This is a genomic window from Nostoc sp. DSM 114159 (genome assembly GCF_053470285.1).
Window position 1 is genome coordinate 6,416,026 of record NZ_JBPFEH010000001.1, and the last position, 11,794, is coordinate 6,427,819.

Here is an 11,794-nt window from a genome sequence, read left to right on the forward strand (position 1 = left end):
TTCATTCTGATTGAAAAAGCGAATAGCGCAGCGTATCGTAGAAATTAGACCTCTTGCAAAAATATGTTTTTGCACTCTTAGGGAAAAGGGACTCATATTAAAGGAAAAGGATTTTGAGTTTCTTTACCCTTTTCCCCCGCCCCTTTACCCCAACAAATGCCAATAAATCTAATGTCTTGATTCTGAATTCTGCATTCTTCTTCAATCACATTAACTTACAGCACTAGAAAACTAAAGCTAAGACTTGCCCAATTATTCACATCCAAGCTATGTGAATCGGCTGCTGTAACGTTCATCTCTGTTTTGAAGGCACTAGCGTTATGTAAGTCTTGTAACAAAGCTTGTACAACTTCTAAGGAATTCAACAATGGGCCAATTGGTTCTTGTTCGGCTGTGGAATACTTGGCAGCGTTCAAAGCGGCCAGAGTTGCGTTAAAGGGGGCAGTACTAAAAATCAGTTGGTGTTCGCACTCCGAAGCTGGTCCTGAAATCATCCATTCGGAAGCAGTATTCGTTTGGGGTAGGATGAGGGTTTCACCTGGAGAGATAACGACTTCTTTCAGGAGGGGCTTGGTGTCCGAGGTGTTTGGTTCTTGGGGGGTTTCCCAAGAATACAAGGCGATCGCTGTATGATTATTGTTTAATCCCAGCAAGATTAAATATACTGGGCGATCGCTCTGGTTTTCTACCCGATATTGCATTCGACTACCGATAGGGACAATCGGAGTAGGGAGTGATTTTTGAATCGAAGTTTCTGTTTTAGAAGTTCGTACTGTTTCGCGCTGCATGATAACGCGAGGCGATATGTTGTTAATTATTTCTAAGGTTGTCTTGAGAGCCAAGCGGGAAGAACCTTGATTTTCAGTCAGCCGCCATAACTTGGCTGCTAACAAGGTTGATAATTTTGGTGCTAACTTTTGCACTGTTGATTTTACTGCTTCTCCTGCTTCCCCCGTGGCATTAGAAATTAGTTCGCCACTAAGAGAAAATAAACCATAACGGCTAGGTGTTTGCTGTAGTTTGGCAAATAGATAATCAGCCGGTTTTTCCCCTGCGACTACGGTGGAGACATGGGGAAATGCAGCAAAGGCACTTGTAGCGTCTACCCGCTCAATTCTTTCTAATCCAGTATCCAGAGCAATTATTAAATGAATATTTCGGGGTAAAACTCGGACTGCTTCTTGGACAAGTTGCCCGATTTGTAGGGGATTTGCACCTTCTATTTGGGAAATTTGCGCTTTTGCTGTTAACCCAGTCCGCGATCGCAATACTAATTCTTCTCTTGTTGTTCCTAAAGTAAATCGAGAATTAACTCCGTAGTATAGCAGCACTTGTGGCGGTAATCCTGCTAACCACAGCTGGACTGTTTTACCGTCTTCTTCAATGGCTGTCACTGCGCCTTCTGCACCAATAATAGTGTCTAGCGGTAGAGACGTTAAATGTTGATTTTTTTGACTACTTAATAACCCTGGTTGTTGTTTACTACCCAATTTGGATAGAGAATTTTCTATATACGAGAGGGCGACTTGAATTTTGGTATTTGGGGTGAATTCCCACAAATACTGTGTCAAGGCGTAGGTAAATAACCCAGCACTAAAACCAGAAAAGAGTTCTTCCCTCGCCGACTGCTTGGGATTTAAGGTAGCTGCTAAGACAATCGGCGTGCTGGGTAACTTCTGAGTTTTAAGTTGTTGAAGAAAGTCGAGTTCTTTTGCTGCTAGCTTTGCCTCTACTGATTCTGGAAGGGCACGACTTTTTAATCCTAATACTGGGGTTGGCGCATGATAGCTAGTATCTAATACTGCTGTGACTCGATCTGTAGGGAGCGATCGCAATAATAGCAATAAAGTTTCTTCTAATATATAGTTGACTATTTTTTCTTCTTGTGGTTCAAAACTGGTATTAGCTGTCACCAGAGCATTTTGGATTGTCTCAGGAGATGTTTCCAATTTGACACGGCTGCCATAACCGCTAAAGTGGAAGAAGACCGCATCATCGGGTTTAGCTTGATTGCCCAAGCGATCTAAAAAAGCTGCCTCAATGAATTCCCTACTAGCTTCTTCCTCAGTTAAGGTTAGGATATCTGACCCTTGGAAACCAAAGCGATGAATCAAAACTTCTCTTTGTAGTTCCACATCTGTCAGACAACCACTGAGGGCTGGAATTTTTGGGTATTGGTTAATACCTATTAACAATGCCAACTTGCGCGGACTGGGTTGTGCCAAAGCTTGATAATAGCGATTTCCTAAAGACAACCACTCAGCTTCAGTTATCCCCAATACCGCGAGTATTGAGCCAATTCTCTCTAAAAACGCGCGACGTTTCATAATTAGCTATCAGCCCTCAGCTATTCAGTTAGCAGCTTACAGGGCTGAACTCTGTATTGTAAAGTTACAAAAATGTGGGAACGGGGAGTGGGGGGCAGGGGAGAAATCAATTCAAAATTCAAAATTCAAAATTCAAAATTCAAAATTCAAAATTCAAAATTCAATGCCCAGTGCCCAATGCCCAGTACCCTAAGCCGTTACTTCTATCCGCATTGCCCGCGCTAACTCTGCTGCTACCTCTGGACGAGAAAATTCTGGTGGAGGTAACTCACCGCGCCGCAGCATTTCCCTAACTTTTGTCCCTGATAGGTGAATGCGTTCTTCTGGCCTGCTGGGACTGGTTTTAGATGTTGCCATCTGCTTAGTGCGCGTGCAGTAAAAAGCGTGTTCAAATTTCATGGGCACAATGCCTAATTCACTTGGCGCAAATTCATCAAAGATATACTGAGCGTCGTAAGTGCCATAATAGTCACCAACACCAGCATGATCCCGTCCGACGATAAAGTGAGTACAGCCGTAGTTTTTGCGGACTAAAGCATGGAAGATCGCCTCACGAGGCCCAGCGTAGCGCATTGCAGCGGGATTAATTGCCAAAGTTACCCTGTCTAAGGGGTAGTAGTGTTCCAGCAAAATTTCATAGCAGCGCATCCGGACATCAGCGGCGATATCATCTTCTTTTGTCGCCCCGACTAATGGGTGCAAAAATAGACCATCAACAGTTTCTAAGGCGCACTTCTGAATGTATTCATGGGCGCGGTGGATGGGGTTGCGAGTTTGAAAGCCGACAATGGTTTTCCAACCCTTGTCTTGAAATAGTTGCCGTGAGGCTGCTGGATCGATTTGATAAGTGGGAAACTGGGGATGAGGTTCGCGTTGCAACAACCAAATATCACCCGCCAGATGTACACTACCTTGGTTATAGAGTACCTGTACGCCGGGATGATTGACATCATTAGTACGGTAGACTTTTATGGCTTCGCGGATTTTGTCGTAGTGATATTTTTGGGTGAGTTGCAAAACTCCAATAAATTCGCCACTGGAGTTATCCAGACGGATTAAGCCGCCTTCTGGCAACGGGGAAGCTACTTCTTCGCTTACCGATAGTGTAATCGGGATTGACCACACAAGACCGTTAGCTAATCGCATTTCTGTGACAGTGCGATCGTAGTCTTCTTGGTTCATAAAACCCGTCAGCGGACTAAAAGCACCGATCGCAATCATTTCTAAATCGGAAACGGCGCGATCGTCAAGTTGCACTCGTGGCAAAAAGTCAGCTTTTGAGAGAAACTCTGCTCTTTGTTCTGGTGTAGCGATACGGTTAACCAACTGTCCACCGTGGGGGGCTATGGCATCTGGATTGTGACTCAACTTAATCCCCTCTCTGCTTTTACTGTTATTGTTTCAGATTATGTACTAACTTATCAAATGCTGGTACGTAGAGAAAAATAGTTTAGGCATTGGGCACAAGAGGCACAAAAGCAGCACAACTCTTGGAGACGCTCTTGCTAGCAAGCTTTAAGAGTAGGGGTACGACTACGCTTAGTGAGCGAGGGGTATGGGGCAAAGTAAATATTAAAAGCGATCGAATCCGAAGACTTCTTGGCATTTGTCGGGAAAAGGGGAAAGGGTAAGGGGAAAAGGTTCTGCAAAAGTCCCTTTCCCCTTTAACCAAAACCTTTTCCCCAAGAGTGCAAAAAGCACTTTTGCCAAGAGGTCTCAAGTCCGCAGCCTTACCTTTTCTCTAGATGATAATTTCGATCGCGCCGATCAAACCTGCTTCAAGAACCTTTAGATTTTCTCTTAATTTCCTCAAAATTTATACCAGTAATGAGTAAAGGGGATCGATGACATTTCGCTTGCTGCGAAGCATCCATCCCCGAATAGCTGCCCAGATCGTGAACCTGGAATCTATAGTCCGGTATCTAATCATCCCAGTATCGGCCGAGATATGTCGATTGTCACTGGGATAGATACTGATTTAGAAGATATCTACAAAAATATAGGTACACAATTACTCTTTTTCAACGCTTCTTCCATTCCCCATCGCCAACAGTGCTGTCCCGTAAGCAGCTTCTGTGTATACTGACGCTACTACAGGAACCTGCAAATGACGTGCCCTAATTGCAGTCCAAGTATCATTCGCCGCACCACCACCAGCAGTATAAACACGGCTCAATTTGTCTGCTCCCATTTGCTGTAATAATTCATACCCTCGGCTTTCTATGCGGGCAATGCTTTCTAACAACCCATGCAAAAATTCTACTGGATTATCTGGGCGTGGTGACAAGCGTGGGGGTAGATTGGGATCGTTAATCGGAAAGCGATCGCCTACCTTCAACAACGGATAATAATCTAACTCGCTGGCAATTGAAGCATCAATCTCCCGACTAAGACTTTCTAACTCAAGGTTTGTGAAAAATTTCTTTAGTACTGCACCCCCAGTATTAGAAGCACCCCCAGTCAGCCACAAATCACCCAGCCGATGGCTGTAAATTCCATATCTGGCATCTTCTTGCCGGGTAGAACTTAACAACTTTAGTACCAACGTTGAACCAAGGGAAGTCACGGCTTCACCAGGTAATTTTGCCCCACTGGCAAGAAAAGCCGCAATACTATCGGTTGTACCAGCACACACCAGACAATTACGACTTAAACCAAACTTGTCCGCAATTTCAGAACGCAATTCGGCAATCGGAGTCCCAGGAGTTAAAACTTTGGGTAGCTGAATCGATATTTCTAGCAATTCTTGCCATTCTGGGTATTTCAACTCTTCTACGTCATAACCCAGCTTTAAAGCATTATGGTAATCGCTAATACCCAATTGTCCATGCAGCAGAAACGCCAGCCAATCTGCTTGATGCAGGAAATATCTAGCTTCACTAAAAGAGGGTTGTTGCCTCATCCACAAAAGTTTAGCGAGGCTAGAGGTGGCACTCAATACAGTATGATTGGGAGGTGCAATACTCCTCAAATGCTCTAGCACCAACGATCCCCGCGCATCGTTGTACAGCAATGGTGCATCTACAGGGTTGCCAGCAGCATCGACCAGCAAGACAGTAGAGGAAGTACCATTAATTGCGATCGCTTTAATTTCTCGCCGCAATTGCTCAGGTATTTGTTCCACCAACGCAAACAAAGCCTCCTGCCAAATTTTTGGCGTCACGGTACTTGGTGAGTCGTAGAAGGGATATCGCACCTCTGTCTGAATACAAGAGGCTTCCTCGTCAATCACCACACCGCGTCCGCCAGATGTGCCGAAGTCGATACCCAGATATAAATTCATAATTTTTATAAATTTTTTTAATGGAGAATAAATAAGAACTACTGACCAATAATTGCTTTTGTTGCATCTTGTAACAAGATATTCCACAATTCTGGCAAAACAAGGAAAAGTAGTAAACGAACTGTTCAAAATCAATTCAGGTTAGGAGGTTTTCAGCCATGCCTATCTTAGATACTCTGTACATCGCTCAGGTGTCTTCCATCTCAGATACTCAAGTCTACATCGCTCTAGTTGTAGCCTTGATCCCAGGAGTTCTAGCTTGGCGATTAGCCACGGAACTTTACAAATAAGGCTCCGATGTGACACAGTTGAAAAGCTAATAATCCTGGCAGTACGGGGTGCAATTTCCAGATTTTATGGCTTTATGTCATAAGTACCTAGAAACCTTGCACTTACGTAAGCCAGGTTATTTTTTAACTAGTGCGACACTTGTAGCTATTTCAAAAAAATGAAGTAATATGACAGCTAAATCAAGCATTCAGGAGTGCTGATATCTGAGTGCTGAGTTGGAAATCTCACTCAGAACTCATAACTCAGCATTCTTGATAGTGTTTCCCTTCACTAAGCGAGGTTATCTTTTAGCATCATGAACGCGATTCAACCCTCCAAACCACCGTTACAACCTATACAAAAACGCCGAGTCATTTCTCGACCAAAGCGGCATCTTCGGCAACGTTCTTACAAGGTGATGGCACTAGAAAGTACAGCCAAAATAGGGGTCAATCTTGCGATCGCAGCCGTTGCAGCATCCGCCTTAACACAACTCTTGCCTTATCATTGGTTACAGCAAGAAAAATTGCGAGAAATGAGTACTGAAGTCAAGCTGATGGAAGGACATGTCAATGGTTTACAGGCGGAATTTAGCCGTAACTTTGATCCCCAAGAAGCTAAAATTATTAGACAACGACAAGGATACCGATTCGATCCCAGCCAGCGTCAGATCGTGTTGATGAATCAAGATCGCCGAGAAGATGAGCAAACAGACTCGTCACCCTAAGACAAATGGCGAATTTGGGATTATTTAGGTTTATTGTGATTTAGGCTACGTATAAACCGGGTGTTAATTTATATTATTGCTAATAAATAATGGTTAATAGCTAATTTTTGAATAGCTATGTAGTTATCATCTATTAGTTATTAGCGATACAGCGTCACTAAACTATAGTTCAAAATTAATCAATTATTTTGAATTTTAAATCCCCCAGAAGAACTAATCTACCAATTAGGACGCTGATTGAGATAGTAACTCGTTTAACCAATTTTCGAGTTGTAAACGCAAGCGACAATCAGTAATATCCTTATCATTGTCGAGAGAGGTTAGTTGAGTAAGAGCGCGACGATAATCAGCGATCGCACAATTCCAGTCGCCCCAAAGATGGTAAGTCCTGCCGCGTTCAGCCCAGATATGACCTTCTAGTTGACCGAAAAGCAGTGCTACCTCAAAATTATCAATTGCCTCTTGATATTGCCCCAAATCACGCCAGGTAATGCCTCGGTTAATCCACGCCCGGACATGGTGAGGTTTCAAATCAATCGCTCGATCGTAGTCGGCAATTGCTAATGCTAATTCTCCACAAGCCACGTAGTAATTTGCGCGGTTATTATAAGCACTAGCCAAATAAGGATTCAGTTTCAGGGCGGTATTGTAGTCGGAAAGCGCTTTTTCCCTTTCGCCACTTTGGAAATAAATTAGCCCCCGGTTGTTGTAATCAACGGCATTATCAGGATGGCGGCAAATTAGTTGGGTTAAAAGTGCGATCGCTTCGGTATAATCTCCTTGTTGAGCCAACCTCAAAGCACAAGAGCGCAAGTCGCTATCCCCAAAAATATATTCGCTGCGATCGCTTTTCCTCCGCTCTTGAAGTTTATTTGTACTATTTAAAACATGGTCATCGTCAGCTAAAAATGAGTGAATATTCATCTTTCCCTGCTTGAAATCCCTGCTTTTTTAAATAAAAATTGAGTTTTTTAAGGCTGGTGGTTTTACCACTATTTTTATTTTCAAGGTACTTATGGTTACTTGAAAGCCATCTTAAGACTGAGATTTAAACTACTCACACCAGTAGAAATCTACTCTTTAAATAAACAATTGCTCCTCAAACCTATTCATAGATACTCGATCCCGAAGATGAATTCCAGAAATAGCAGACGTTAATCTTAAAGACTAGTCAAGTAGTGAGAGCAGCAAATTGGTAGAATGCCAACAAGCCGTTCGTTAAAGAGGGAATGAGGAAGCAGGGGAGAAATCAATTCAAAATTCAAAATTCAAAATTCAAAATTCAAACATTTTAGAACTTCTGCCTCCTCTTTCCCAATGTCCAATGCCCCATGCCCAATGCCCTATTCCCTAAATTCAATTTTTAAATTTTGAGAAATTTTCTGATGACAACTGCAATTTCCTATCCCGATGCCCCTGATTTAGCAACCGATGATTACATTGTGGTCGGCTTGGCAACCTGCTTCGTCAAAGAAGATGGAGAAGTTTATCAAATCGAAGTTATAGAACCGATTCCCTCTGCGGCTTTGGAAGCGCTTTTAAAGGGCATTCCTACCTCTTATAAGCTGGCTTATGCCACAACTTTGGGATCTGTGCTGGATGGCGATTCACCACTGCTACCAGATGGCTTTCCAGAGTCGGCTCAGTTTGGAGAAGAATTTGTACCACGGGTATTTGCAGCAGCTCGTACCTACAAGCGTCGTGAATCTGCAAAATCTCTGATTCCCTTGGGTACAAACTACACTGAATTTAAATATTCAATTGAGCGGAAACGGGTTTTAAATGCCGCCAGAGTTGTCACCAAAGAAGACAATATTAAACAGCATTCTCACACTCATAAAGTGCTTTAAGTCATTATGCTCAAACTTTACGGTGGCGTTCGTAGTCGAGCGTCAATTGTCCACTGGTATTTAGAGGAATTAGGAATTCCCTACGAATTCGTCAAGCTTGATATGCAGGCGGGTGAACACCTCCAGCCTGCATATTTAGCAATTAACCCATTTGGTAAAGTTCCAGCAATTGTTGATGGAGATTTTCAGCTTTGGGAATCTGGGGCAATTTTGTTGTATCTTGCCGATAAGTATAGTAAAACTCCACTTTCATCAGAAGAACGTGCTGTATTTTCCCAATGGGTGTTGTTTGCTAATGCTACCCTTAGCCCAGGGATTTTTGTAGAAGCAAATCGGGAGCGGGAAATGCCCCGCTTGTTGACTCCCTTAAATGAAATTTTCAGTAAGCAGCCTTTTTTACTTGGCAATGAGTTCACTGTTGCTGATGTAGCAGTGGGGTCTATTTTGAATTACATTCCCATGATCCTGAAACTAGACCTCAGCCCCTATCCAGCAGTGTTGAACTATATGAAGCAGTTATCTGAACGTCCGGCATTTCATAGAAGTATTGGCGGACGGACTGAAAATAATTCGTAATGACGCTCCTGCGGACGCTCGAGTACTCCCTACCGCAACGCTTTCGCTTGCCGCCGGCGCTAACGTAATTCGTAATTCGTAATTGAATTTTTAACTACGAATTACGAATTTTTTAACGATAATTTGTAAATTGTAAAGCAACTGGGTAGTCTTCTTGTTTTAGCCGTTGCATGACAACTTGCAAGTCATCTTTAGATTTGGCAGAAACCCGCACAGCATCACCTTGAATTGAAGCTTGTACCTTTTTAAATTCGTCCCGAATCAATTTGGAAATTTGTTTGGCAATTTCCTGACTTATGCCTTTTTTGAGTTTGATTTCTTGACGGACACGATTACCACTGGCTGATTCAACCTTGCCAAAATCAAAGATTTTTTGGGAAAGGTTACGCTTGGCGGCTTTTTCTCGCAGAATGGTGTGTACAGAATCTAAGGTAAACTCGCTGTCAGTACTAACGTTAATGCTTTCTTCAACTAACTCGACAGTAGTTTCAGTGTCTTTAAGGTCGTAACGACCTTTGATGTCTCGGATAACTTGATCGACAGCGTTAACCAACTCTTGTCGGTCAAAGTCGCTCACAATGTCAAAAGAAAAAGTAGAAGCCATAAAACATTTTGGATTTTAGATTTTGGATTTTGGAATTGGGCATAAAACATTAATAATAATTCCGATGCCCCATGCCCAATGCCCCATGCCCAATGCCCCATGCCCAATGCCCCAATTAACTAGTAGCTTGGATGATGCTCAAAAAGATGAGAGTAGCAGAGCTAGAGATGCCAATGGCAAACATCAGCGATCGCAAAAGGGGTATATTCAAAATATAAAAAATCGAGTATAGGAAACGAGCTACCACAAAAGCGATCGCAGCCGCTTGGGCTGTAAAAGAATTGACACCAGTTACATAAGCCATCAATGCGGCTGCGGAAAATATCATAAAGGCTTCAAAGGTGTTCTGATGTGCCCAAGTAGCTCGTTGGGCATAAGGTGGCAATTTATCAAACAGAGCGCGAGGAGTAGAAAACATTTCAGGCCCAATACGCGCACGGGCATAAGCTACTAGCAAAAATGGCACATAAATGAGAAATGCAGCAGCAGCGATCGAGTACAAAAAAATTATCATTACTTATTAGTCGTTGGTTATTAGTCATCAGTCATCAGTCATCAGTCATTAGTCAAATACAAATGACAAAAGACAAATGACAAATGACTAATCAAAGTAGAAAAGCGTTACTACTTTTCTTTGTTCTTCTGCATCCTGACAAGTTTGTAACAGGGTGCCACTGTCGTGAAACGCAAAGCAGATTAGTTGCTGGCAACGGGAGACAATTTCCTTGTTACACAAGTAACTAGCTTCTGCTAGAGACAGATTATCATTACTGGGATTTTCGACTAGATGCATTACCTGTTCTAGTTGCTGGCGCGATTCCAAAGGCTGGCGTTCCAGGCTTTGAGGTAGAATCACTGTCAACAAATTTGCATCAGCCCGCGTTGCTCCCTTGATAGCAGCTGAATTTGTACCTGTAGCACCAGAAGTGATGATTCGATTACCTGATAAAACTAGGGCATAAGTCATCATTTCAATAAGATTCTGATGCGTAATCGGGACGTGACGAGAACCCAGCAAGGCAATTCTTTTAGAACCCGTTTGCTGGATTGTCGCGAGTTCTTGCGCTAATGTATCTAGGTTAATAAGGTCTGTTGATTGGCTCAAAGATGGAGAAAATCAGATTAAACGACCCAGATATTCTACCAAACAGCGTGTAGATACGAGGAAAACTTAAGTTAGACATTGCGACTAATTTTCGATTCTTTGATTCAGTAACTCCATTACTTGGGAACACCAGGCTAGCCAATGTGTTTCATAACTAATGCCATTTAGGAGAGTTAAATACTGAAATTTGCCTGCTTCTGGTAGTTCTTGCGGATTTTGAAAGTAACGCTGTTCTAATTCATTGTACGTAGACAATTTTTTTTGATGGGCTTTTTGGTGATTTTCTAATTCTGCCAAGATAATTTGCTTAGAAACAATATGACCAGCAAAAATTTTTACCAGTAAATCATCTTTAATCGATGTGGGTTCACAAGGTTGAGCAATCCACTCTTTGAGGTGCTGTTCTCCTAAGTCTGTAACGCTGTAGAGCCTTTTATCTGGCCGTCCGGCTTGAAGAATCGATTCGTAACTAATCCATCCACGATCTTCTAGCTTCGCCAATTCCCGATAAATCTGCTGGTGGCTTGCTGACCAGAAAAAGCCTACAGAGCCATCAAATTTTTTTGCTAAATCATACCCACTACAGGGTGCGTCAACCAGAGCCGCTAATATTGCGTGCGCTAATTTGCTACCTTGTATTTTTATCGGGCTTGTACTTTGGTTGGCTTTGTGAAGATAAGAAAAAAGTGTATTGCTTGATGGCAGTTGTTCGTTTAGCTTTGGCTTGAGTGCATAAATCAACTTGGCCTCAAGAGTTTTCAGAATGGAAGGATCTACGCATTGTAGCCAAGCTAACTTGACATTTCCCAAATCAATGAGTTCTTTAAATCTATGATGTGATATCCAACGACGTGCAAGATCAGCAGTTCTGCCTATGTAGAGAATTTCCCCAGAACCAGAAATCGCAAAATAGATGGCTGGACAGTCAGGGAGATCGGCTTTTTTCTCCAATGGAAGCGAGGGTAATTTCAAGGGATCGATTGCCGTTAAATCCATTTTCTCCTAGTTTCAGTGACTTCTATAGCCATCACTAATAAGACCCCACTGAATTC

General features: G+C 42.6%; 12 protein-coding genes. 4 read left to right on the plus strand and 8 right to left on the minus strand.

What is annotated here, in order from left to right:
- Positions 1 to 215: 215 nt before the first annotated feature.
- From ACR5KR_RS27110 to ACR5KR_RS27120, 3 genes are all read right to left on the minus strand, one after another.
- A complete protein-coding gene (locus tag ACR5KR_RS27110) occupies positions 216 to 2,327 on the minus strand; it encodes a caspase family protein (protein WP_448268624.1) in 2,112 nt (703 codons plus the stop codon).
- Positions 2,328 to 2,516: 189 nt separating this feature from the next.
- The gene (sat, locus tag ACR5KR_RS27115; RefSeq protein ID WP_448268625.1) at positions 2,517 to 3,695 is read right to left on the minus strand and encodes a sulfate adenylyltransferase; all 1,179 of its coding nucleotides are present in this window, start codon (positions 3,693 to 3,695) and stop codon (positions 2,517 to 2,519) included.
- Positions 3,696 to 4,338: 643 nt separating this feature from the next.
- On the minus strand, positions 4,339 to 5,610 hold the full coding sequence (locus tag ACR5KR_RS27120) for an FGGY-family carbohydrate kinase (RefSeq protein ID WP_448268626.1): 1,272 nt from the start codon (positions 5,608 to 5,610) through the stop codon (positions 4,339 to 4,341).
- A gap of 158 nt (positions 5,611 to 5,768) precedes the next feature.
- Here ACR5KR_RS27120 and psaM point away from each other — a divergent pair, with 158 nt between their 5' ends.
- Positions 5,769 to 5,900 carry a photosystem I reaction center subunit XII gene (psaM, locus tag ACR5KR_RS27125; protein WP_190912801.1) on the plus strand — a complete coding sequence of 44 codons (132 nt, stop codon included), beginning with the start codon at positions 5,769 to 5,771 and terminating at the stop codon, positions 5,898 to 5,900.
- Between the two features lie 296 nt (positions 5,901 to 6,196).
- Entirely contained in the window at positions 6,197 to 6,607 is a 411-nt protein-coding gene (locus ACR5KR_RS27130) for a slr1601 family putative cell division protein (RefSeq protein ID WP_448268627.1), read from the plus strand.
- Positions 6,608 to 6,832: 225 nt separating this feature from the next.
- Here ACR5KR_RS27130 and ACR5KR_RS27135 read toward each other — a convergent pair whose 3' ends face one another.
- Positions 6,833 to 7,531, minus strand: a complete 699-nt coding sequence (locus tag ACR5KR_RS27135; RefSeq protein ID WP_448268628.1) for a tetratricopeptide repeat protein — start codon at positions 7,529 to 7,531, stop codon at positions 6,833 to 6,835.
- Positions 7,532 to 7,992: 461 nt separating this feature from the next.
- On the opposite strand from ACR5KR_RS27135, the gene ACR5KR_RS27140 reads away from it, so the two are divergent.
- On the plus strand, positions 7,993 to 8,457 hold the full coding sequence (locus ACR5KR_RS27140) for a hypothetical protein (RefSeq protein WP_448268629.1): 465 nt from the start codon (positions 7,993 to 7,995) through the stop codon (positions 8,455 to 8,457).
- A 6-nt stretch (positions 8,458 to 8,463) separates the two neighbouring features.
- Positions 8,464 to 9,033 carry a glutathione S-transferase family protein gene (locus tag ACR5KR_RS27145; RefSeq protein WP_448268630.1) on the plus strand — a complete coding sequence of 190 codons (570 nt, stop codon included), beginning with the start codon at positions 8,464 to 8,466 and terminating at the stop codon, positions 9,031 to 9,033.
- 112 nt (positions 9,034 to 9,145) lie between these two features.
- Here ACR5KR_RS27145 and ACR5KR_RS27150 read toward each other — a convergent pair whose 3' ends face one another.
- The 4 genes from ACR5KR_RS27150 to ACR5KR_RS27165 form a co-directional block, all read right to left on the minus strand.
- Entirely contained in the window at positions 9,146 to 9,637 is a 492-nt protein-coding gene (locus tag ACR5KR_RS27150; protein WP_012411046.1) for a YajQ family cyclic di-GMP-binding protein, read from the minus strand.
- A 115-nt stretch (positions 9,638 to 9,752) separates the two neighbouring features.
- A complete protein-coding gene (locus ACR5KR_RS27155; RefSeq protein ID WP_448268631.1) occupies positions 9,753 to 10,151 on the minus strand; it encodes an MAPEG family protein in 399 nt (132 codons plus the stop codon).
- Positions 10,152 to 10,238: 87 nt separating this feature from the next.
- Positions 10,239 to 10,742, minus strand: coding sequence for a DNA recombination-mediator protein A (locus ACR5KR_RS27160; RefSeq protein WP_292860451.1), 504 nt, complete (start codon positions 10,740 to 10,742; stop codon positions 10,239 to 10,241).
- Positions 10,743 to 10,826: 84 nt separating this feature from the next.
- Positions 10,827 to 11,738 (minus strand): helix-turn-helix transcriptional regulator, encoded by a 912-nt coding sequence (locus ACR5KR_RS27165; protein WP_448268632.1) that lies wholly within the window; start codon positions 11,736 to 11,738, stop codon positions 10,827 to 10,829.
- Positions 11,739 to 11,794: the final 56 nt, after the last annotated feature.

Bases quoted from the DNA above. Each gene is read 5' to 3' on its own strand.
- ACR5KR_RS27145 (WP_448268630.1), top strand. From the start codon at position 8,464: ATGCTCAAACTTTACGGTGGCGTTCGTAGTCGAGCGTCAATTGTCCAC.
- ACR5KR_RS27130 (WP_448268627.1), top strand. From the start codon at position 6,197: ATGAACGCGATTCAACCCTCCAAACCACCGTTACAACCTATACAAAAA.
- ACR5KR_RS27155 (WP_448268631.1), bottom strand. From the start codon at position 10,151: ATGATAATTTTTTTGTACTCGATCGCTGCTGCTGCATTTCTCATTTAT.
- ACR5KR_RS27110 (WP_448268624.1), bottom strand. From the start codon at position 2,327: ATGAAACGTCGCGCGTTTTTAGAGAGAATTGGCTCAATACTCGCGGTA.
- ACR5KR_RS27135 (WP_448268628.1), bottom strand. From the start codon at position 7,531: ATGAATATTCACTCATTTTTAGCTGACGATGACCATGTTTTAAATAGT.
- psaM (WP_190912801.1), top strand. From the start codon at position 5,769: ATGCCTATCTTAGATACTCTGTACATCGCTCAGGTGTCTTCCATCTCA.
- ACR5KR_RS27120 (WP_448268626.1), bottom strand. From the start codon at position 5,610: ATGAATTTATATCTGGGTATCGACTTCGGCACATCTGGCGGACGCGGT.
- ACR5KR_RS27150 (WP_012411046.1), bottom strand. From the start codon at position 9,637: ATGGCTTCTACTTTTTCTTTTGACATTGTGAGCGACTTTGACCGACAA.
- ACR5KR_RS27165 (WP_448268632.1), bottom strand. From the start codon at position 11,738: ATGGATTTAACGGCAATCGATCCCTTGAAATTACCCTCGCTTCCATTG.
- ACR5KR_RS27140 (WP_448268629.1), top strand. From the start codon at position 7,993: ATGACAACTGCAATTTCCTATCCCGATGCCCCTGATTTAGCAACCGAT.